This window comes from Pseudomonas sp. LTR0 (genome assembly GCF_036630035.1).
GTDB classification, from domain to species: domain Bacteria; phylum Pseudomonadota; class Gammaproteobacteria; order Pseudomonadales; family Pseudomonadaceae; genus Aquipseudomonas; species Aquipseudomonas putida_Y.
In genome coordinates this window covers 476893-496164 of sequence record NZ_CP123734.1, presented here as the reverse complement: position 1 = coordinate 496164, position 19272 = coordinate 476893, and the positions used below count along the sequence as shown (strand labels likewise).

The 19272-nt window shown below is 58.0% G+C and carries 27 protein-coding genes; 2 read left to right on the top strand and 25 right to left on the bottom strand.

What is annotated here, in order from left to right; all coding sequences use genetic code 11:
• Positions 1-17: 17 nt before the first annotated feature.
• A complete protein-coding gene (locus QCL51_RS02290; protein WP_103443400.1) occupies positions 18-803 on the bottom strand; it encodes a TSUP family transporter in 786 nt (261 codons plus the stop codon).
• A 200-nt stretch (positions 804-1003) separates the two neighbouring features.
• Between QCL51_RS02290 and QCL51_RS02285 the strand changes: the two genes are divergently transcribed.
• Positions 1004-2386: a PLP-dependent aminotransferase family protein gene (locus QCL51_RS02285; protein WP_103463376.1), complete on the top strand. Its 1383-nt coding sequence runs from the start codon at positions 1004-1006 to the stop codon at positions 2384-2386.
• A 90-nt stretch (positions 2387-2476) separates the two neighbouring features.
• Here the strand turns inward: QCL51_RS02285 and QCL51_RS02280 are convergent, their stop codons facing one another.
• Both QCL51_RS02280 and QCL51_RS02275 read right to left on the bottom strand, forming a co-directional pair.
• Entirely contained in the window at positions 2477-3019 is a 543-nt protein-coding gene (locus QCL51_RS02280; RefSeq protein ID WP_021783897.1) for a single-stranded DNA-binding protein, read from the bottom strand.
• Positions 3020-3028: 9 nt separating this feature from the next.
• A complete protein-coding gene (locus tag QCL51_RS02275; protein ID WP_021783896.1) occupies positions 3029-4423 on the bottom strand; it encodes an MFS transporter in 1395 nt (464 codons plus the stop codon).
• Between the two features lie 129 nt (positions 4424-4552).
• On the opposite strand from QCL51_RS02275, the gene uvrA reads away from it, so the two are divergent.
• Positions 4553-7387: an excinuclease ABC subunit UvrA gene (gene uvrA, locus QCL51_RS02270; protein WP_028697804.1), complete on the top strand. Its 2835-nt coding sequence runs from the start codon at positions 4553-4555 to the stop codon at positions 7385-7387.
• 72 nt (positions 7388-7459) lie between these two features.
• Here uvrA and bfr read toward each other — a convergent pair whose 3' ends face one another.
• From bfr to rplP, 22 genes are all read right to left on the bottom strand, one after another.
• On the bottom strand, positions 7460-7924 hold the full coding sequence (bfr, locus tag QCL51_RS02265; protein WP_003255449.1) for a bacterioferritin: 465 nt from the start codon (positions 7922-7924) through the stop codon (positions 7460-7462).
• 163 nt (positions 7925-8087) lie between these two features.
• Complete coding sequence (locus QCL51_RS02260; protein WP_021783894.1) at positions 8088-9527, bottom strand: catalase; 1440 nt, start codon at positions 9525-9527, stop codon at positions 8088-8090.
• A gap of 172 nt (positions 9528-9699) precedes the next feature.
• Positions 9700-10086, bottom strand: coding sequence for a 50S ribosomal protein L17 (gene rplQ / locus QCL51_RS02255; protein WP_003255451.1), 387 nt, complete (start codon positions 10084-10086; stop codon positions 9700-9702).
• A gap of 42 nt (positions 10087-10128) precedes the next feature.
• Positions 10129-11130 (bottom strand): DNA-directed RNA polymerase subunit alpha, encoded by a 1002-nt coding sequence (gene rpoA, locus QCL51_RS02250; protein WP_003255452.1) that lies wholly within the window; start codon positions 11128-11130, stop codon positions 10129-10131.
• A 22-nt stretch (positions 11131-11152) separates the two neighbouring features.
• A complete protein-coding gene (gene rpsD, locus QCL51_RS02245; protein WP_003255453.1) occupies positions 11153-11773 on the bottom strand; it encodes a 30S ribosomal protein S4 in 621 nt (206 codons plus the stop codon).
• 15 nt (positions 11774-11788) lie between these two features.
• The gene (rpsK, locus tag QCL51_RS02240; protein ID WP_003255454.1) at positions 11789-12178 is read right to left on the bottom strand and encodes a 30S ribosomal protein S11; all 390 of its coding nucleotides are present in this window, start codon (positions 12176-12178) and stop codon (positions 11789-11791) included.
• Between the two features lie 18 nt (positions 12179-12196).
• Complete coding sequence (rpsM, locus tag QCL51_RS02235) at positions 12197-12553, bottom strand: 30S ribosomal protein S13 (RefSeq protein WP_012316515.1); 357 nt, start codon at positions 12551-12553, stop codon at positions 12197-12199.
• Positions 12554-12684: 131 nt separating this feature from the next.
• Positions 12685-12801 carry a 50S ribosomal protein L36 gene (gene rpmJ, locus QCL51_RS02230; protein ID WP_002555468.1) on the bottom strand — a complete coding sequence of 39 codons (117 nt, stop codon included), beginning with the start codon at positions 12799-12801 and terminating at the stop codon, positions 12685-12687.
• Between the two features lie 28 nt (positions 12802-12829).
• Entirely contained in the window at positions 12830-14161 is a 1332-nt protein-coding gene (gene secY, locus QCL51_RS02225) for a preprotein translocase subunit SecY (RefSeq protein ID WP_003255459.1), read from the bottom strand.
• A complete protein-coding gene (gene rplO, locus QCL51_RS02220) occupies positions 14162-14596 on the bottom strand; it encodes a 50S ribosomal protein L15 (protein WP_003255461.1) in 435 nt (144 codons plus the stop codon).
• Positions 14597-14599: 3 nt separating this feature from the next.
• The gene (gene rpmD / locus QCL51_RS02215; protein WP_003255463.1) at positions 14600-14776 is read right to left on the bottom strand and encodes a 50S ribosomal protein L30; all 177 of its coding nucleotides are present in this window, start codon (positions 14774-14776) and stop codon (positions 14600-14602) included.
• A 2-nt stretch (positions 14777-14778) separates the two neighbouring features.
• Complete coding sequence (gene rpsE, locus QCL51_RS02210) at positions 14779-15279, bottom strand: 30S ribosomal protein S5 (RefSeq protein ID WP_003255465.1); 501 nt, start codon at positions 15277-15279, stop codon at positions 14779-14781.
• Between the two features lie 3 nt (positions 15280-15282).
• Positions 15283-15633 carry a 50S ribosomal protein L18 gene (gene rplR / locus QCL51_RS02205; RefSeq protein WP_003255467.1) on the bottom strand — a complete coding sequence of 117 codons (351 nt, stop codon included), beginning with the start codon at positions 15631-15633 and terminating at the stop codon, positions 15283-15285.
• A gap of 10 nt (positions 15634-15643) precedes the next feature.
• Positions 15644-16177: a 50S ribosomal protein L6 gene (gene rplF, locus QCL51_RS02200; protein WP_003255469.1), complete on the bottom strand. Its 534-nt coding sequence runs from the start codon at positions 16175-16177 to the stop codon at positions 15644-15646.
• A gap of 12 nt (positions 16178-16189) precedes the next feature.
• Complete coding sequence (rpsH, locus tag QCL51_RS02195; protein WP_003255471.1) at positions 16190-16582, bottom strand: 30S ribosomal protein S8; 393 nt, start codon at positions 16580-16582, stop codon at positions 16190-16192.
• 208 nt (positions 16583-16790) lie between these two features.
• A complete protein-coding gene (rpsN, locus tag QCL51_RS02190) occupies positions 16791-17096 on the bottom strand; it encodes a 30S ribosomal protein S14 (RefSeq protein ID WP_003255472.1) in 306 nt (101 codons plus the stop codon).
• 13 nt (positions 17097-17109) lie between these two features.
• Positions 17110-17649: a 50S ribosomal protein L5 gene (rplE, locus tag QCL51_RS02185; RefSeq protein WP_003255474.1), complete on the bottom strand. Its 540-nt coding sequence runs from the start codon at positions 17647-17649 to the stop codon at positions 17110-17112.
• A gap of 20 nt (positions 17650-17669) precedes the next feature.
• Positions 17670-17984 carry a 50S ribosomal protein L24 gene (gene rplX, locus QCL51_RS02180; protein WP_003255476.1) on the bottom strand — a complete coding sequence of 105 codons (315 nt, stop codon included), beginning with the start codon at positions 17982-17984 and terminating at the stop codon, positions 17670-17672.
• Positions 17985-17995: 11 nt separating this feature from the next.
• Positions 17996-18364 (bottom strand): 50S ribosomal protein L14, encoded by a 369-nt coding sequence (gene rplN, locus QCL51_RS02175; protein ID WP_002555479.1) that lies wholly within the window; start codon positions 18362-18364, stop codon positions 17996-17998.
• 23 nt (positions 18365-18387) lie between these two features.
• Complete coding sequence (gene rpsQ / locus QCL51_RS02170; protein ID WP_003255478.1) at positions 18388-18654, bottom strand: 30S ribosomal protein S17; 267 nt, start codon at positions 18652-18654, stop codon at positions 18388-18390.
• A gap of 2 nt (positions 18655-18656) precedes the next feature.
• Entirely contained in the window at positions 18657-18848 is a 192-nt protein-coding gene (rpmC, locus tag QCL51_RS02165) for a 50S ribosomal protein L29 (protein ID WP_002555481.1), read from the bottom strand.
• Positions 18848-19261 carry a 50S ribosomal protein L16 gene (rplP, locus tag QCL51_RS02160; protein WP_003255479.1) on the bottom strand — a complete coding sequence of 138 codons (414 nt, stop codon included), beginning with the start codon at positions 19259-19261 and terminating at the stop codon, positions 18848-18850. The genes rpmC and rplP overlap by 1 nt, the downstream gene beginning before the upstream one ends.
• Between the last annotated feature and the right edge of the window lie 11 nt (positions 19262-19272).

Here is a 19272-nt window from a genome sequence, read left to right as displayed (position 1 = left end):
TATCTCCTATCAATGGATCAAGTCAGGTACTTCACGCCCAGGCTGGTGAACAGGCAGAGCATCGAGAACACCAACACCTTGCGCACCACTTCGTTGCCTTTACGCAAGGCCAGGGAACTGCCCAGGTGGTTACCGAGGATGTTGCAGGCCACAAGTGGCAATGCCAGCAGGTAGACGACCTTGCCTGCGCTGACGAAGGCGACCAACGCACCGATGTTGGAAGCGAAGTTGAAGGTTTTGGAGTTGGCCGAACTGGAGACCAGGTCCATGCGCAACAGGTAATGGAAAGCGATGATGAACATGCTGCCGGTACCGGGGCCGAAGAAGCCGTCATAGAAGCCAATGGCCAGGCAGGTCAGCGGGACCACGGTGAACAGCATGCGCGATGACAGTTCGCGCTCCTCGACCGGGCGGTCCTTGGGGGTAAGGAAAATGAGAATACCGAGCGGGATCAGTGCCAGGATGATCTTGCCCACAGTTTCCTGCGAGATCGACACGATCAGGTGAGCCCCCAGGTAGGCGCCTAGCAGCGAAAACGGCACTCCGACCAACGCTACCTGCCAGACCATCTTGCTGTTGGCCAGGAAGTTTCGGATAGCCGCCAGTGTGCCAAGGGTACTGACCAGTTTTTCCTGGCCCAGTGCCACCTGCGGCGGCATGCCAACCAGCAGAAAGCCCGGTACCAGAAACAAGCCACCACCACCGGCAATGCTGTCGACGAAACCCGCAACGAAGGCGATCGCGCCAAGCATGAGGATGGCCAGCAACCAGTGCTCCGCCCAGTAAGAACCCAGAATTTCCATAGCAATGTCCATCCAGTGGAGCGTTTAAGCCAGGCACAGCGCGAGTGCGGCTGGCCTGATCGGGCGATGATTGTAATTTCAAAAATTGAATCGATTCAATCTAAAATAAAATCAACTCAATCAAACCAATTACCATCATTACCTGCATCCGAGCTTTCATGCTAGGCTTTCGCGCTCTTGCAGCGTCTGGTGCCATTTCCATGTGGGTCCCTCAATTCAGCCATCAAACACAGCCGGTTTACCTGATGATCGCTGATGCCCTTGAACAGGACATCGAAGGTGGTCGGCTTGCAGAAGGCGATCGCTTACCCACACTCAAGGACCTCGCCGAGGCGCTGAATGTAACCCCCGGCACTGTTGGCAGGGCCTACGACGAAGCAGCCAAGCGTGGTTTGGTGGCGGGCGAGGTAGGCCGAGGCACGTTTGTCAGGCAATTGCGACAGCCATTAACCCCCCCGTCGGTGCCCGCGCCCGTGGCCGGCGAAAGCAGCCAGATCGATCTCTCGATCATCAAGCCCAACGACGCTCACATGAGCGAATGGCTAGGCGCGGCTATCAGCGAAATGGCCGCCTCCTCGGACTTGGGGCAGGTACTCGACTATGTGACAGAGGGTGGCCACACGTCCCACAAACAAGCCGGTGCGACCTGGATACAGCGCTGGCTGCCTGATGCGCGTTGGCAGCAGGTAGTACTGACCGCTGGCGCCCAGCATGGGCTGCTGGTGACCATCAGCAGCCTGTCGAAGAGTGACGATGTGGTGCTGTGCGAGTCGCTTTGCTACCCCGGCATCATATCCCTGGCCCACAGCATGGGCCGGCGCCTGCGCGGCGTAGCCATGGACGAACACGGGATCATCCCGGAGGCATTGCGCGCGGCCTGCCTGGAACACCGCCCTTCCCTGCTGGTGTGCGTCACCACGCACCAGAACCCGACCAACTCGATCATGCCCCCTGCAAGGCGCCAGGCCATCGCCGAGATCGCCCGGGAGTTCGACCTGTACATCGTGGATGACGATATCTACGGTTTTCTCGAGCCCAACCCGGACTACAAGCCGCTTGCAGCGTATGCGCCTGAACGCTCGGTGTACCTCACCAGCCTGTCCAAAAGCGTGCTGCCGGCACTGCGCATCGGCTACCTGTACGCCCCGCCGCAAACCCTGTCACGGTTATCATCGATGGTACGCAGCAGCGTGTGGATGCCATCGCCACTGATGGCGCAACTGGCCAGCAACCTGATCAACAGCGGCAAGGCCGACCAGTTGGTGCGTATGCAACAAGATGAGGCGGCAGCACGCCAGCACCTGGCCCGGGAGATTCTTGGCCGATACAAGGTCCGCACTCAGCCTCACAGCTTCCATATCTGGCTGGAGCTGCCAGAACCGTGGACCAGCGACGAGTTTGCCAACCTTGCGCGTGACAACGGCGTAACGGTAGTCAGCGGCAGCCAGTTCCTGCCAGAACGCAGCCACGCCACCAGCGGTGTGCGCATCGCCCTGATGGCACCCAGCCGCCAGGAACTGGCCTTTGCCCTGACCAAGCTGGCAAGCCTGCTGGATTCGCCGGAGCCGCGATTGTTCTACTGACCGCGATGCCAGATATGCGGTGCTGCCCATAAAAAAACCCAGGGCAACTGCCCCGGGTTTCTGGTCCTGCTGAACGCCTTACCGCTCTGATCAGAACGGAATATCGTCATCGAAGCTGTCGAAATCAGCAGCCGGCTGCGGCGCAGGCTGTTGCGGCGCTGGGCGCTGGGGGGCCTGTTGCGGGCGCTGGGCCTGCTGGCGTGGCGGTGCCTGGTTGTATTGCTGCTGGCCACCACCGTAATTGCCGCCACCCTGGTTGTACGGGTCACCGCCCTGCTGCTGGCCCTGCGGACGACCGCCGAGCAGCTGCATGGTGCCGTTGATGTCGACGATGATCTCGGTGGTGTAGCGCTTGATGCCGTCTTTTTCCCACTCGCGGGTCTGCAGCTTGCCTTCGATGTAGCACTGCGAACCCTTGCGCAGGTATTCGCCAGCGATTTCGGCAACCTTGCCGAACAACGACACACGGTGCCACTCGGTACGCTCGACCTTCTGGCCCGACTGCTTGTCAGTCCACTGCTCGCTGGTGGCCAGGCTCAGGTTGGTCACGGCGTTACCGTTGGGCAGGTAGCGGACTTCGGGATCCTGGCCACAGGTACCGACCAGAATGACTTTGTTAACCCCACGGGCCATAACGTTCTCCTAGGCTTCGCACGCCGAAGAGGCTGGATTCACCAGTCGCTCGAGGGTCGCACGGTCCAAAATTTTCGTATCCAGTTTGATATAGATGGCGGCTTCTTCTGCAACCACCACAGCGTCGGTCACACCCGGCACGGCCATCAGGCGCTCGGTCAGGCCGGCTTCCCGGACCGCCTCAGGCGTCAGGGGCAAGCGCAGGCTGGTCACATATGGCGGCTCGTTCATGCGCAAGGCAACGATCAGCCAGATAGCACACAGCGCCGCACTACCGAGGAACACCGTGTCCAGCCCACCGTGCTGGAACAGCCAGCCACCAAGAATCCCGCCTAACGCTGCGCCGAGGAACTGGCTGGTGGAATACACCCCCATTGCCGTCCCCTTGCCACCGGCAGGCGACACCTTGCTCACCAGAGAAGGCAGCGAAGCCTCCAGCAGGTTGAATGCGGTAAAGAATACCACGGTGCCAATCACCAGTCCGCGCAAACCGTCAGCCCACTCCCAGAAGTATATCTCTGTCAGCAGCAGGACACTGACCGCGCCGGCCAACACACGTTTCATCTTGCGCTTTTTTTCGCCGTAGATGATGAACGGGACCATTGCAAAAAATGAGATGAACAGCGCGGTCAGGTACACCCACCAGTGCTGCTCCTTGGGCAGGCCGCCACGCTCGACGAACGCCAGCGGCAGCGCAACGAAGCTGGCCATGAGGATGGCGTGCAGGATGAAAATGCTTACGTCCAGGCGCAGAAGGTCCGGATGGCGCAGGGTTGGGCCGATGGCCTGGCGTGCCACACCCGACTCGCGGTGCTGCAGGATGCTGTGGGTGTTGGGCACGACAAACGCGATCAACAGGATGCCTACCAGGGCAAGCCCAGCCGTGACCAGGAACAAACCTGACAAACCAAAGGCACTTGTCAGCAGTGGACCAACGACCATGGCGACAGCGAACGACAGGCCGATGCTCATGCCGATCATGGCCATGGCCTTGGTCCGGTGTTGCTCGCGGGTGAGGTCGGACAGCAGCGCCATGACCGCAGCAGAAATTGCCCCGGCGCCCTGCAGGATGCGCCCGGCAATCACGCCCCAGATAGAGTCGGCCTGGGCCGCCAGCACGCTGCCAAGGGCAAAGATCACCAGCCCCAGATAAATCACCGGCCGGCGACCGATGCGGTCGGAAATCATCCCGAACGGAATCTGAAATACCGCCTGTGTAAGGCCATAGGCCCCAATGGCCAGGCCGATCAGCGCAGGCGTGGCGCCAGCCAGGTCCATGCCGTAGGTGGCCAGTACCGGCAAGACCATGAACATGCCCAGCATACGAAAGGCAAAGACCAGGGCAAGGCCGCCAGCGGCGCGGGTTTCGCCGCCACTCATGCGCTCGTTGTGGGTGTCGTGCATGGATTAACCTCGTGTGAACCGGCGGCGATTCTATCAGTCCGACAGCTTGACGGCATCTACGCGACGCTTTGCCGCGTACTGGCAGGGCGCCGTATACTTCCTTGTTTATGCCCGCCGAGCGAGGCCGTAGTGGACAAGATCCTGATTCGTGGGGCACGTACCCACAACCTGAAGAACATCGACCTGACCCTGCCCCGGGACAAGTTGATCGTGATCACCGGCCTGTCCGGTTCCGGCAAGTCGTCCCTGGCGTTCGATACCTTGTACGCCGAAGGCCAGCGCCGCTACGTGGAGTCGCTGTCGGCCTACGCCCGGCAGTTCCTGTCGATGATGGAAAAACCCGACGTCGACACCATCGAAGGCCTGTCGCCGGCGATTTCGATCGAGCAGAAATCGACCTCGCACAACCCGCGTTCCACGGTCGGCACCATCACCGAAATCTATGACTACCTGCGCCTGCTGTACGCCCGCGTCGGTACGCCACGCTGCCCGGACCACGATATTCCGCTGGAGGCGCAAACGATCAGCCAAATGGTCGACCTGGTGCTGGAAAACCCGGAAGGCAGCAAACTGATGCTGCTCGCGCCGGTAGTGCGCGAGCGCAAAGGTGAGCATCTGGCAGTGTTTGACGAGCTGCGCGCCCAGGGCTTCGTGCGGGCCAGGGTCAACGGCAAACTCTACGAACTCGATGAGTTGCCCAAGCTGGACAAGCAGAAGAAGCACAGCATCGATGTGGTGGTGGACCGTTTCAAAGTGCGCGCCGACCTGCAACAGCGCCTGGCCGAATCGTTCGAGACCGCGCTGAAGCTGGCCGATGGTATTGCCTTGGTGGCACCGATGGACGGCGAACAAGGCGAAGAGACGATATTCTCCGCGCGCTTCGCCTGCCCAGTGTGCGGCCACGCGATCAGTGAGCTGGAACCGAAGCTGTTCTCCTTCAACAACCCGGCTGGCGCCTGCCCGACCTGCGACGGCCTGGGGGTCAAACAGTTCTTCGACACCAAACGCCTGGTCAACACCGAGCTCACCTTGGCCGAAGGCGCGATCCGCGGCTGGGACCGCCGTAACGTGTACTACTTCCAGATGCTTGGTTCGTTAGCCGCGCACTATGGCTTCAGCCTGGAGGAGCCTTTCGGCGAGCTGTCGGCCGAACACCAGAAGGTGATCCTGCAGGGCAGCGGCAAGCAGAGTGTCGACTTCAAGTACCTCAACGACCGAGGCGACATCGTCAAGCGATCGCACCCGTTCGAAGGCATTGTGCCGAACCTTGAGCGCCGCTACCGCGAAACCGAATCGGCCACGGTGCGTGAAGAACTGGCCAAGTTCCTTGGCACACAACCGTGCCCGGATTGCCGGGGTACGCGCCTGCGCCGCGAGGCGCGCCATGTGTGGGTGGGCGAGAAGACCCTGCCGGCGGTAACCAATATGCCGATCGGTGAAGCCAGCAACTACTTTGGCGAACTGACCCTGACCGGCCGGCGTGGCGAAATCGCGGCAAAAATCCTCAAGGAAATCTGCGAACGACTTCAGTTCCTGGTCAACGTCGGCCTCGACTACCTGACCCTGGATCGTAGCGCCGACACCCTGTCCGGTGGTGAAGCGCAACGTATCCGCCTGGCCAGCCAGATCGGCGCCGGTCTTGTGGGGGTGATGTACATCCTCGATGAACCGTCCATCGGCCTTCATCAACGCGACAACGACCGCCTGTTGGCCACCCTCAACCATTTGCGCGACCTGGGCAACACGGTGATCGTGGTGGAGCACGACGAGGACGCCATCCGGCTGGCCGACTACGTGGTCGACATCGGCCCTGGCGCTGGTGTGCACGGCGGACAGATCGTCGCCGAGGGCTCGCCCCAGGAGGTCATGGACCACCCCGATTCGCTGACTGGCAAGTACCTGTCCGGGCGCAAGAAGATCGTTGTGCCGGCCAAGCGCACGCCGCGCAACAAGAAGCTGCAACTCAAGCTCAAGGGCGCGCGTGGCAACAACCTGCAGAACGTCGACCTGGAAGTGCCGATCGGCCTGCTGACCTGCGTGACCGGTGTATCCGGCTCGGGTAAGTCGACGCTGATCAACAACACCCTTTACCCCTTGGCCGCCACCGCCCTAAATGGCGCAAGCAGCCTGGAAGCCGCACCACACCACAGCATGGATGGCCTGCAGCACCTGGACAAGGTGGTGGATATCGACCAGAGCCCGATAGGCCGGACCCCGCGCTCCAACCCGGCGACCTACACGGGTATCTTCACACCGATCCGCGAGCTGTTCTCTGGTGTACCGGAGTCACGCTCGCGTGGTTATGGCCCGGGACGTTTCTCGTTCAACGTCAAGGGTGGCCGTTGCGAGGCCTGCCAGGGCGATGGCCTGATCAAAGTGGAAATGCACTTCCTGCCGGACATCTACGTGCCGTGTGACGTGTGCAAGAGCAAGCGCTACAACCGCGAAACCCTGGAGATCAAGTACAAGGGCAAGAACATCCACGAAGTGCTGGAAATGACCATCGAGGATGCCCGAGAGTTCTTCGATGCGGTGCCGGCGCTGGCGCGCAAGCTGCAAACGTTGATGGATGTGGGCCTGTCGTACATCAAACTGGGGCAGTCAGCGACCACGCTGTCAGGGGGTGAGGCACAGCGCGTGAAGCTGTCACGCGAACTGTCCAAGCGCGATACCGGCAAGACTTTGTACATCCTCGACGAACCTACCACCGGCCTGCACTTTGCCGATATCCAGCAACTGCTCGACGTATTGCATCGCCTGCGCGACCACGGCAATACCGTGGTGGTGATCGAGCATAACCTGGATGTGATCAAGACCGCCGACTGGCTGGTTGACCTGGGGCCGGAAGGTGGCTCCAAGGGTGGCCAGATCATTGCCTGCGGTACGCCAGAAGAGCTGAGCGAGATGAAGCAGTCATATACCGGCCATTACCTGAAACCATTGCTGGAGCGGGATCGAGCCTGAGTGTTGCCAGCGCAATGAAAAAGCCCCTGGTACCTATGGTGCCAGGGGCTTTTATTTGAGCCTGTGGATAACTTACATCTGCGACTGCAGGTAGTTTTCCAGCCCGATGGCCTTGATCAGGCCCTGCTGCTTCTCAAGCCAGTAGGTGTGATCTTCTTCGGTGTCGGCCAGCTGAGCACGCAGGATGTCACGGCTGACGTAGTCCTTGTGCAGTTCGCACAGCTCGATACCTTTGCAAAGCGCACCGCGCACCTTGTATTCGAGCTTGAGGTCTGCCTCGATCATTTCCGGCACAGTGCTGCCGACCTCCAGGTCATCCGCACGCATGTCAGGGGTACCTTCGAGCATGAGGATACGACGCATCAGGGCATCGGCGTGCTGCGTCTCTTCCTCCATCTCGTGGTTGATGCGCTCGTAGAGCTTGGACAGGCCCCAGTCTTCGTACATGCGCGAATGAATGAAGTACTGGTCGCGTGCCGCCAGTTCGCCCTTCAGCAGCGTGACGAGATAGTTGATTACGTCCGGGTGGCCTTGCATCGCCCTGATTCTCCATGTGAAAACGTCTATGCCACATAGTGTGAACCAGCTTTTGTCTACGGTCACTGAAAAACGCGCAATCAGACGCAAAAAAACGGTTAAACAGTAGTGATATTCATTGAAAAACCGCCCAAATGAGGGCGGTTCTACTTATCACTTCGACTTAGGCGAAATTGATGCCCAAAGCCTTCGCAATCCCTTCGCCGTAGGCCGGATCCGCCTTGAAGAAGTACTGCAACTGACGCTGGATCACGTCTTCGCTGACGCCCGCCATGGTGCCAGCGATGTTGCTGATCAGCAGGGCCTTCTGCTCATCGCTCATCAAACGGAACAAAGCGCCGGCGTGGCTGAAATAGTCAGTGTCCTCGCGGTGATCGTAGCGATCAGCCGAACCATTCATGGCCAATGCTGGCTCAGCATGGCGTGGGGACTGTTTCGGGGCGTCGCTGTAGCTGTTTGGTTCATAGTTCGGTGCACTACCGTAGCCGCCGGTAGCCATGGAGCCGTCGCGCTGATAGCTGTTTACCGGGCAGCGTGGCGCATTGACTGGCAATTGCTGGTGATTGGTACCCACGCGATAGCGGTGCGCGTCGGCGTAGGCGAATACGCGGCCTTGAAGCATCCGGTCTGGCGAAAGACCGACGCCGGGCACCATATTGCTAGGCCCGAACGCGGCCTGCTCGACCTCTGCGAAATAGTTGAGCGGGTTACGATTGAGTTCCAGCACACCCACCTTGATGAGCGGATAGTCCTTCTGCGACCACGTCTTGGTCACGTCGAATGGGTTCTCGTCACGGCTGGCAGCCTCGGCTTCGCTCATCACCTGAATGCAGACCGTCCAGCGCGGGTAGTCGCCACGCTCGATAGCCTCAAACAGATCTCGCTGAGCGTAATCCGGGTCGGTACCTGCCAGGCGTGCAGCGTCTGCCGGGGTGAGGTTCTTGATGCCTTGTTGAGTCTTGAAGTGCCACTTGACCCAGGTACGCTCACCCTTTGCATTGATCAGGCTGTAGGTGTGGCTGCCAAAACCATGCATATGGCGGTAGCCGTCCGGAATGCCACGGTCGGAAAAGAGGATGGTGACCTGATGCAGCGCTTCAGGGGAGTGCGACCAGAAATCCCACATCATCTGGGCGTTCTTCAGGTTGGACTGCGGGTGGCGCTTCTGGGTGTGGATAAAGTCCGGGAACTTCAGTGGGTCGCGAATGAAGAATACTGGCGTGTTGTTACCGACAATGTCCCAGTTGCCTTCCTCGGTGTAGAACTTCACCGCGAAGCCGCGCGGGTCACGCTCGGTATCAGCCGAACCGCGCTCGCCACCAACGGTGGAGAAACGTAAGAAAGTCTCAGTTTGTTTACCGATCTCTTCGAACAGTTTGGCGCTGGTATAGCCGGTAATATCGTGAGTAACGGTAAAGGTGCCATAGGCACCCGAACCTTTGGCATGGACACGGCGCTCTGGAATGTTCTCGCGGTTGAAATGGGCGAGCTTCTCGATCAGGTGGAAGTCGTCGAGCAGCAGCGGACCGCGCGGGCCGGCGGAGCGGGAGTTCTGGTTGTCGGCTACAGGTGCACCGCTAGCGGTGGTGAGAATCTTGCTCATGGGCTCTCCTTATCGGTCTACAAGCGCCGGCTTATCGGCTGTAAAGAGAGTATTGCCGAGCGAGATTACAGGTACAAATTTATTACATAACTTATATCAATAGAAATAAACAATAGGTATACAAACAAAAAACCGGGCACTAGGCCCGGTTCTTTGTAGCAGACAGAACGTCTTACTCAGCAGCTTCTACAGCACCGCCGACCGGACGATCAACCAGCTCGACGTACGCCATAGGCGCGTTGTCGCCAGCGCGGAAACCGCACTTCAGGATGCGCAGGTAGCCGCCCTGACGGGTGGCGTAACGCTTGCCCAGGTCGTTGAACAGTTTGCCAACAGCGGACTTCGAACGGGTACGGTCGAAGGCCAGACGACGGTTAGCAACGCTGTCTTCCTTGGCCAGGGTGATCAGCGGCTCGGCAACGCGGCGCAGTTCCTTGGCTTTCGGCAGGGTGGTTTTGATCAGCTCGTGCTCGATCAGCGACACTGCCATGTTCTGGAACATAGCCTTGCGGTGAGAGCTGGTACGGCTCAGGTGACGTCCACTTTTACGATGACGCATGATTCATTCCTTACCAAACACTACGTTCGGTGATTACGACGATCAGGCGGTCGCCTTGTCGTCTTTCTTAAGACTTGCAGGCGGCCAGTTGTCGAGGCGCATGCCGAGAGACAGACCACGAGAGGCCAGAACGTCCTTGATTTCAGTCAGGGACTTCTTACCCAGGTTAGGAGTCTTCAACAGCTCTACTTCGGTACGCTGAATCAGGTCGCCGATGTAGTAGATGTTCTCCGCCTTGAGGCAGTTGGCCGAACGTACAGTCAGTTCCAGGTCGTCAACCGGACGCAGCAGGATCGGGTCGATCTCGTCTTCCTGCTCGACTACGACAGGCTCACTGTCACCTTTGAGGTCGACGAACGCGGCCAACTGCTGTTGCAGAATGGTCGCAGCGCGGCGGATAGCCTCTTCAGGATCCAGGGTGCCGTTGGTTTCCAGATCAATGACCAGTTTGTCCAAGTTGGTACGCTGTTCAACACGGGCGTTCTCGACCACATAGGCGATACGACGCACCGGGCTGAACGAAGCGTCCAACTGCAGACGGCCAATGCTACGGCTTTCGTCTTCGTCGGTTTGACGGGAGTCGGCCGGCTCGTAACCACGACCACGAGCTACAGTGAGCTTCATGTTCAGAGCGCCGTTCGACGCCAGGTTCGCGATTACGTGATCGGGGTTGACGATCTCGACATCGTGATCCAGCTGAATATCGGCAGCGGTAACCACCCCCGAACCCTTTTTCGACAAGGTCAGCGTAACTTCGTCACGACCATGCAGTTTGATAGCCAGGCCTTTCAGGTTCAACAGGATTTCAATTACGTCTTCCTGAACACCTTCGATCGCGGAGTACTCATGGAGTACGCCATCGATCTCGGCCTCGACTACTGCACAGCCAGGCATGGAGGACAACAGGATGCGGCGCAGCGCGTTGCCCAGGGTATGGCCGAAACCACGCTCGAGAGGCTCGAGCGTAATCTTGGCGCGGGTCGGACTGACTACCTGCACATCAATATGGCGGGGAGTCAGGAACTCATTTACCGAAATCTGCATGGATGCACCTATTTTCTAGCCCTTACTTGGAGTAGAGCTCGACAATCAGGTTTTCGTTGATGTCGGCAGACAGGTCGCTGCGAGCAGGAACGTTCTTGAAAACGCCCGACTTTTTAGCAGCATCCACGTCAACCCACTCAACGCGGCCACGCTGGGCGCACAGTTCAAGGGCTTGAACAATGCGCAACTGGCCCAGCGATTTCTCGCGGACTGCGACCACGTCACCCGGACGAACTTGGTAGGATGGAATGTTTACAGTCTTACCGTTGACGCTGATCGCTTTGTGCGAAACCAGCTGACGGGACTCGGAACGAGTCGAGCCGAAGCCCATACGGTAAACGACGTTATCCAGACGGCACTCGAGCAGTTGCAGCAGGTTCTCACCGGTTGCGCCTTTTTTCGAGGCAGCAGCTTGGTAGTAACCGCGGAACTGACGCTCCAGAACACCGTAGATACGACGGACTTTTTGTTTCTCACGCAGCTGGGTGCCGTAGTCGGACTGACGGCCACGGCGCTGGCCGTGGATACCTGGGGCTGCTTCGATATTGCACTTCGATTCCAGAGCGCGAACGCCGCTCTTCAGGAACAGATCAGTGCCTTCACGACGAGACAGTTTGCATTTTGGACCAATGTAACGTGCCATTCTTCTGTCTCCTGATTACACGCGACGCTTCTTCGGCGGACGGCACCCGTTGTGCGGGATTGGCGTCACGTCGGTGATGCTGGCGATCTTGTAGCCGCAGCTGTTCAATGCACGAACGGCGGACTCACGACCTGGACCTGGACCCTTGACGTTAACGTCGAGGTTCTTCAGACCGTATTCCAGCGCAGCTTGACCAGCACGCTCAGCAGCGATCTGGGCTGCGAACGGGGTGGATTTGCGCGAACCACGGAAACCCGAACCACCGGAAGTCGCCCAGGACAAAGCATTGCCCTGACGATCGGTGATGGTCACGATGGTGTTGTTGAAAGAAGCGTGGATGTGGGCGATGCCATCAACCACTGTCTTTTTGACTTTCTTACGAGGACGAGCAGCAGGTTTTGCCATGTCTATATTCCTGGGCGATTACTTGCGGATCGGCTTACGCGGGCCCTTACGGGTGCGTGCGTTGGTCTTGGTGCGCTGACCGCGAACCGGCAGACCTTTACGATGACGCAGGCCGCGGTAGCAACCCAGGTCCATCAAGCGCTTGATCTTCATGTTGACGTCACGACGCAGGTCACCTTCGGTGGTGAACTTCGCGACTTCGCCACGCAGGGTTTCGATTTGCTCGTCGCTCAGATCCTTGATCTTAGCGGCTGGGTTTACACCAGCGTCTGCACAAATCTTCTGTGCAGTTGTGCGACCGACACCATAGATGTAGGTCAGCGAGATAACAGTATGCTTGTTATCTGGAATGTTGACGCCTGCAATACGGGCCATTCAGTGGGACTCCAATTGACAGCTACCTACGCCCCGGAAGCCAAGAAATAGGGCGCGAGATAATATCGCTGTAGAAACGAATAATCAACCCAGCAGCACACTAGCTGCTGGGTTTGAAGCGCAGATCACACTCAGCCTTGGCGCTGTTTGTGACGCGGTTCCGCGCTGCAGATCACTCGTACGACGCCTTCGCGACGGATGATCTTGCAGTTACGGCACAGCTTTTTCACCGATGCACGAACTTTCATTACCGACTCCTCGAACCTTAGGGGCGTATCAGCGCAGCAGACCGCTGCCACCGTAGCCTTTCAGGTTGGCTTTCTTCATCAGGGATTCGTACTGGTGCGAAACGAGGTGCGATTGTACTTGGGACATGAAGTCCATCACAACCACTACCACAATCAGCAACGAGGTCCCGCCAAGGTAGAACGGCACATTTGCTGCCACCACCAGGAACTGGGGCAGAAGGCAGACGGCCATCATGTAAAGAGCACCGAACATGGTCAAACGGGTCAGAACGCCATCAATGTAGCGCGCCGACTGCTCACCAGGACGGATACCCGGAATAAAGGCACCGGACTTCTTCAGGTTTTCCGCTACGTCTTTCGGATTGAACATCAACGCTGTGTAGAAGAAGCAGAAGAAAATGATCCCTGCACTAAACAGCAGAATGTTCAACGGCTGACCAGGAGCGATCGACTGCGAGATGTCCTGCAGCCAGCCCATACCTTCAGACTGACCAAACCAGGCACCCAGCGAAGCCGGGAACAGCAGAATGCTGCTCGCGAAAATGGCCGGGATAACCCCTGCCATGTTCACCTTCAGCGGCAAGTGGCTGGTCTGCGCAGCGAAGACCTTGCGGCCCTGCTGACGCTTGGCGTAATGAACGGCGATACGACGCTGACCACGCTCAATGAACACCACAAAACCGATAATCGCTACTGCCAGCAGACCGATAGCGACCAGGGCGAAAATGTTGATATCGCCTGTGCGTGCAGACTCGAAAGACTGCCCGATTGCTCTCGGAAGACCGGCAACGATACCTGCGAAGATCAACATCGAGATACCGTTGCCCACACCGCGCTCGGTGATCTGCTCGCCCAGCCACATCATGAACATCGCGCCAGCCACGAAAGTGGAAACAGCGACGACATGGAAGCCCAGGCCTGCAGAAAACGCCACGCCCTGGTTGGCCAAGCCAATGGACATGCCAATGGCTTGGACCAGTGCCAGGATAACGGTGCCGTAGCGGGTGTACTGGCTGATCTTGCGACGGCCAGCTTCACCTTCCTTCTTCAACTGCTCCAGTTGCGGGCTGACCGCCGTCATCAACTGCATGATGATCGATGCCGAAATGTACGGCATGATCCCCAGTGCAAAGATGCTCATGCGCTCAAGCGCGCCACCGGAAAACATGTTGAACAAGCTAAGAATGGTCCCCTCATTCTGCCGAAACAGATCCGCCAGACGGTCCGGATTGATGCCGGGAACCGGGATATGTGCACCTATCCGATAGACGATGATCGCCATGAACAGAAAGCGCAGACGAGCCCAGAGTTCCGACATCCCGCCCTTACCGAGCGAAGAGAGAGCACCTTGCTTAGCCATTTATTCCTCGAATTTGCCGCCAGCTGCTTCGATAGCCGCACGCGCACCCTTGGTGGCTGCGATACCCTTGATGGTGACTGCGCGAGTAACTTCGCCAGACAGCATGATTTTCACACGCTGAATGTGCTGGTTGATCACGTTGGCATCCTTCAGGGATTGCACGGAGATCACGTCGCCTTCCACTTTGGCCAGCTCGGACAGACGCACTTCAGCGCGGTCCATGGCTTTCAGGGAAACGAAGCCGAACTTCGGCAGGCGACGGTGCAGCGGCTGTTGACCGCCTTCGAAGCCAGGAGCGATCGAACCACCCGAACGGGAAGTCTGACCTTTGTGGCCACGGCCGCCGGTCTTACCCAGACCGCTACCGATACCACGACCTGGACGATGCTTCTCGCGACGGGAACCCGGCGCTGGACTCAGATCATTGAGTTTCATCGATTAGCCCTCGACCTTCAGCATGTAGTAAGCCTTGTTGATCATCCCGCGATTCTCGGGAGTATCCTGGACTTCTACAGTGTGACCGATGCGACGCAGACCCAGGCCTTTAACACACAGCTTGTGGTTAGGCAGACGGCCCGAGACGCTCTTGATCAGCGTTACTTTTACGGTTGCCATGATCAGAAGATCTCCTCGACGCTCTTGCCACGCTTGGCGGCAATGGATTCAGGAGATTGCATGGCTTTCAGACCCTTGAAGGTGGCGTAAACCACGTTCACTGGGTTGGTCGAACCGTAGCACTTGGCCAGAACGTTCTGAACACCAGCAACTTCCAGGACAGCACGCATTGCGCCACCGGCGATGATACCGGTACCTTCCGAGGCAGGCTGCATGTAAACCTTCGAGGCGCCGTGGGCAGCCTTGGTGGCGTACTGCAGGGTGGTGCCCTTCAGGTCAACCTGAATCATGTTGCGGCGAGCAGCTTCCATGGCTTTCTGGATCGCGGCTGGTACTTCGCGCGACTTGCCACGGCCGAAGCCAACACGACCTTTACCATCACCCACCACGGTCAGCGCGGTGAAGGTGAAGATACGGCCGCCTTTTACGGTTTTGGCAACGCGGTTAACTTGAACCAGCTTCTCGATGTAGCCTTCGTCGCGCTTTTGATCGTTATTTGCCATAACTTAGAACTCCAGCCCGCCTTCACGAGCAGCATCAGCCAGCGCTTTGACGCGGCCATGGTACTTGAAGCCGGAACGGTCAAAGGCAACTTGAGATACACCGGCGGCTTTCGCACGCTCAGCTACCAGCTTGCCAACCTTAGTGGCCGCGTCGATGTTGCCAGTGGCGCCATCACGCAGGTCTTTGTCCAAGGTCGAGGCGCTTGCCAGAACCTTGCTGCCGTCGGCCGAAATGACCTGGGCGTAGATGTGCTGCGAGGAGCGGAACACGCACAGGCGCACGACTTCGAGTTCGTGCATCTTGAGACGTGCTTTGCGAGCGCGACGCAGTCGAATAACTTTTTTGTCGGTCATTTACTAGGCCCTACTTCTTCTTGGCTTCTTTACGACGGACTACTTCGTCCGCGTAACGCACACCTTTACCTTTGTAAGGCTCTGGCGGACGGAAGTCGCGGATTTCAGCGGCCACCTGACCTACCAGCTGCTTGTCGATACCCTTGATCAGGATGTCGGTCTGGCTAGGCGTTTCAGCGGTGATACCGGCTGGCAGTTCGTAGTCCACTGGGTGAGAGAAGCCCAGGGCCAGGTTCAGGACGGTGCCTTTAGCCTGTGCCTTGTAACCAACACCGACCAGCTGGAGCTTGCGCTCGAAGCCTTGGCTTACGCCTTGGACCATGTTGTTGACCAGAGCGCGGGTGGTACCGGCCATGGCACGAGCTTGCTGGTCACCATTGCGAGCGACGAAACGCAGCTCACCAGACTCTTCGGTAACTTCAACAGACGAGTGAACGTTCAGTTCGAGAGTACCTTTGGCACCCTTCACCGAAAGCTGCTGACCGGCGAATTTGACTTCGACACCGGATGGCAGCTTAACGGGGTTCTTAGCGACGCGAGACATGTCTATCCCCCCTTAGAACACTGTGCACAGAACTTCGCCGCCGACACCGGCAGCGCGCGCAGCGCGATCAGTCATCACACCTTTGTTGGTGGAGACGATAGACACGCCCAGACCGCCACGTACTTTCGGCAGATCGGTGACGGCCTTGTACTGGCGCAGGCCTGGACGGCTGGAGCGCTTCAGTTCCTCGATGACCGGACGGCCTTCGAAGTACTTCAGTTCGATCGACAGGGAAGGCTTGGCCTCACCAGTTACCTGGTAGCCAGCGATGTAACCTTCGTCCTTCAGAACTTTGGCAACCGCGACCTTCAGGGTAGAGGAAGGCATGCTTACGACGGACTTTTCAGCCATCTGGGCATTACGGATGCGAGTTAGCATGTCCGCTAACGGGTCCTGCATACTCATGGGCTAGATGCTCCTGATACAAGAATTATTAGCCTTGCGGCTATGACAACCACCCGAACGGTTTGGGCAAAAACCCAGGCTCAGGTGAGCCGGTCATTCTAGACACAAGGCAGAAACGAAACAAGCCCCATATAGGGGCTTGTTTGTTGGCAAGGTCACCGGCGGTCGGAAGATTACTCCCCTTCCACCCGTGCCTTGCCTGCAGCGATTACCAGGAGGCCTTGACCAGACCTGGTACGTCACCGCGCATTGCAGCTTGACGCAGCATGTTACGGCCCAGGCCGAACTTACGGTATACACCGTGAGGACGACCGGTCAGGCGGCAACGGTTGCGCAGGCGCGAGGCGCTAGCGTCGCGTGGCTGCTTCTGCAGAGCGACAACGGCAGCGAAACGCTCTTCTGGAGAGGCGTTCAGGTTGACGATGGTCGCTTTCAGCTCAGCACGCTTCTTAGCGAACTTTGCTACCGTGAGCTGACGCTTCAGCTCGCGGTTTTTCATGCTCTTCTTGGCCATTTTCCTACTCCAATCAGTTGCGGAACGGGAACTTGAAAGCACGCAGCAGAGCGCGGCCTTCGTCGTCCGAACGAGCAGTGGTGGTCAGGGTGATGTCCAAACCGCGCAGAGCATCGATCTTGTCGTAGTCGATTTCCGGGAAGATGATCTGCTCTTTCACGCCCATGCTGTAGTTGCCACGACCATCGAAGGACTTGGCATTCAGGCCGCGGAAGTCGCGAACCCGAGGCAGGGAGATCGCCAGCAGGCGGTCCAGGAATTCGTACATCTTGTCGCTACGCAGGGTCACCTTGACGCCGATCGGCCAGCCTTCGCGGACTTTGAAGCCAGCGATGGATTTGCGAGCGAAAGTCACGACCGGCTTTTGACCGGTGATCTTTTCCAGGTCGGCAACAGCGTGCTCGATGACTTTCTTGTCGCCGATCGCTTCGCCCAGACCCATGTTCAGGGTGATCTTGGTAACGCGCGGAACTTCCATCACGTTCGACAGCTTAAGTTCTTCCTTAAGCTTAGGAGCGATTTCGTTCCGGTAAATCTCTTTCAGTCGTGCCATGGTCTTCTACCTAGCAGTGTTCAAGCATCAACCGCTTTTTGGGTCGACTTGAAGACACGAATTTTTTTACCGTCTTCTACTTTGAAACCAACGCGGTCAGCCTTGTTGGTTTCACCGTTGAAGATGGCAACGTTGGAAGCGTGCAGAGGCGCTTCTTTCTCGACGATACCGCCCTGTACGCCCGCCATCGGGTTAGGCTTGGTATGACGCTTGACCAGGTTCACGCCACCGATAACCAGACGGTCATCAGCCAGAACCTTCAGCACCTTACCGCGCTTACCTTTGTCTTTGCCGGCGATCACGATGATCTCGTCGTCACGACGAATCTTTTGCATGTCGGATCTCCTTACAGCACTTCAGGGGCGAGCGAGACGATCTTCATGAACTTCTCAGTACGAAGCTCACGGGTCACTGGCCCGAAGATGCGAGTGCCGATCGGCTCTTGCTTGTTGTTCAGCAGAACAGCAGCGTTGCCGTCGAAACGAATGATGGAACCGTCAGCGCGACGAACACCGTGACGGGTACGTACGACAACAGCGGTCATCACTTGGCCTTTTTTGACCTTACCGCGCGGAATTGCTTCCTTGACGGTAACCTTGATGATGTCACCGATGCCGGCGTAACGGCGGTGCGAACCGCCGAGTACCTTGATGCACATGACGCGACGAGCGCCGCTGTTATCGGCCACATCGAGCATGGATTGAGTCTGAATCATAAAATTTCTCCGACCCCTAGCCCTTAGACTTCAACAGCGCGTTCGAGGACTTCAACCAGTGCCCAGGACTTGGTCTTGGCCAGCGGACGGGTTTCACGGATGGAAACCTTGTCGCCGATCTTGCACTGGTTGGCTTCGTCGTGCGCGTGCAGCTTAGTCGAACGCTTAACGTATTTACCGTAGATCGGGTGCTTTACGCGACGCTCGATCAGAACGGTGATGGTCTTGTCCATTTTGTCGCTGACGACACGGCCAGTCAGCGTACGGACGGTTTTTTCAGCTTCAGCCATGATCACTTACCTGCCTGCTGGTTGAGCACAGTTTTCACGCGAGCGATGTCACGCTTAACTTGCGAGAGCAGGTGCGACTGCCCCAACTGGCCAGTTGCTTTCTGCATACGCAGATTGAACTGGTCGCGCAGCAAGCCGAGCAGTTGCTCGTTCAGTTGCTGTGCCGATTTTTCACGAAGTTCATTCGCTTTCATCACATCACCGTCCGCTTAACAAAGGAGGTGGCGAGAGGCAGCTTTGCAGCAGCCAGGGCGAAAGCTTCGCGCGCCAGCTCTTCAGAAACACCCTCGATCTCGTACAGGACTTTGCCTGGCTGAATCTGGGCAACCCAGTACTCCACGGAACCCTTACCTTTACCCATACGAACCTCGAGAGGTTTCTTGGAGATCGGCTTGTCCGGGAACACACGGATCCAGATCTTACCGCCACGCTTAACGTGACGGGTCAGCGCACGACGTGCGGACTCGATCTGGCGAGCGGTGAGGCGACCGCGAGCAACAGCTTTCAGGGCGAATTCGCCGAAGCTGACTTTGCTACCGCGCAGTGCCAGACCACGGTTGTGGCCAGTCATCTGCTTGCGGAATTTTGTACGCTTTGGTTGCAACATTTGGCGTACCC

Bases quoted from the DNA above. Each gene is read 5' to 3' on its own strand.
- QCL51_RS02290 (WP_103443400.1), bottom strand. From the start codon at position 803: ATGGAAATTCTGGGTTCTTACTGGGCGGAGCACTGGTTGCTGGCCATC.
- QCL51_RS02285 (WP_103463376.1), top strand. From the start codon at position 1,004: ATGTGGGTCCCTCAATTCAGCCATCAAACACAGCCGGTTTACCTGATG.
- QCL51_RS02280 (WP_021783897.1), bottom strand. From the start codon at position 3,019: ATGGCCCGTGGGGTTAACAAAGTCATTCTGGTCGGTACCTGTGGCCAG.
- QCL51_RS02275 (WP_021783896.1), bottom strand. From the start codon at position 4,423: ATGCACGACACCCACAACGAGCGCATGAGTGGCGGCGAAACCCGCGCC.
- bfr (WP_003255449.1), bottom strand. From the start codon at position 7,924: ATGCAAGGCCACCCGGACGTAATCAACTATCTCGTCACGCTGCTGAAG.
- QCL51_RS02260 (WP_021783894.1), bottom strand. From the start codon at position 9,527: ATGAGCAAGATTCTCACCACCGCTAGCGGTGCACCTGTAGCCGACAAC.
- rplQ (WP_003255451.1), bottom strand. From the start codon at position 10,086: ATGCGTCATCGTAAAAGTGGACGTCACCTGAGCCGTACCAGCTCTCAC.
- rpoA (WP_003255452.1), bottom strand. From the start codon at position 11,130: ATGCAGATTTCGGTAAATGAGTTCCTGACTCCCCGCCATATTGATGTG.
- rpsD (WP_003255453.1), bottom strand. From the start codon at position 11,773: ATGGCACGTTACATTGGTCCAAAATGCAAACTGTCTCGTCGTGAAGGC.
- rpsK (WP_003255454.1), bottom strand. From the start codon at position 12,178: ATGGCAAAACCTGCTGCTCGTCCTCGTAAGAAAGTCAAAAAGACAGTG.
- rpsM (WP_012316515.1), bottom strand. From the start codon at position 12,553: ATGGCCCGTATTGCAGGCGTCAACATTCCAGATAACAAGCATACTGTT.
- rpmJ (WP_002555468.1), bottom strand. From the start codon at position 12,801: ATGAAAGTTCGTGCATCGGTGAAAAAGCTGTGCCGTAACTGCAAGATC.
- secY (WP_003255459.1), bottom strand. From the start codon at position 14,161: ATGGCTAAGCAAGGTGCTCTCTCTTCGCTCGGTAAGGGCGGGATGTCG.
- rplO (WP_003255461.1), bottom strand. From the start codon at position 14,596: ATGAAACTCAATGATCTGAGTCCAGCGCCGGGTTCCCGTCGCGAGAAG.
- rpmD (WP_003255463.1), bottom strand. From the start codon at position 14,776: ATGGCAACCGTAAAAGTAACGCTGATCAAGAGCGTCTCGGGCCGTCTG.
- rpsE (WP_003255465.1), bottom strand. From the start codon at position 15,279: ATGGCAAATAACGATCAAAAGCGCGACGAAGGCTACATCGAGAAGCTG.
- rplR (WP_003255467.1), bottom strand. From the start codon at position 15,633: ATGACCGACAAAAAAGTTATTCGACTGCGTCGCGCTCGCAAAGCACGT.
- rplF (WP_003255469.1), bottom strand. From the start codon at position 16,177: ATGTCTCGCGTCGCTAAGAACCCCGTTAAGCTGCCATCCGGTGTCGAA.
- rpsH (WP_003255471.1), bottom strand. From the start codon at position 16,582: ATGAGTATGCAGGACCCGTTAGCGGACATGCTAACTCGCATCCGTAAT.
- rpsN (WP_003255472.1), bottom strand. From the start codon at position 17,096: ATGGCCAAGAAGAGCATGAAAAACCGCGAGCTGAAGCGTCAGCTCACG.
- rplE (WP_003255474.1), bottom strand. From the start codon at position 17,649: ATGGCACGACTGAAAGAGATTTACCGGAACGAAATCGCTCCTAAGCTT.
- rplX (WP_003255476.1), bottom strand. From the start codon at position 17,984: ATGCAAAAGATTCGTCGTGACGACGAGATCATCGTGATCGCCGGCAAA.
- rplN (WP_002555479.1), bottom strand. From the start codon at position 18,364: ATGATTCAGACTCAATCCATGCTCGATGTGGCCGATAACAGCGGCGCT.
- rpsQ (WP_003255478.1), bottom strand. From the start codon at position 18,654: ATGGCTGAAGCTGAAAAAACCGTCCGTACGCTGACTGGCCGTGTCGTC.
- rpmC (WP_002555481.1), bottom strand. From the start codon at position 18,848: ATGAAAGCGAATGAACTTCGTGAAAAATCGGCACAGCAACTGAACGAG.
- rplP (WP_003255479.1), bottom strand. From the start codon at position 19,261: ATGTTGCAACCAAAGCGTACAAAATTCCGCAAGCAGATGACTGGCCAC.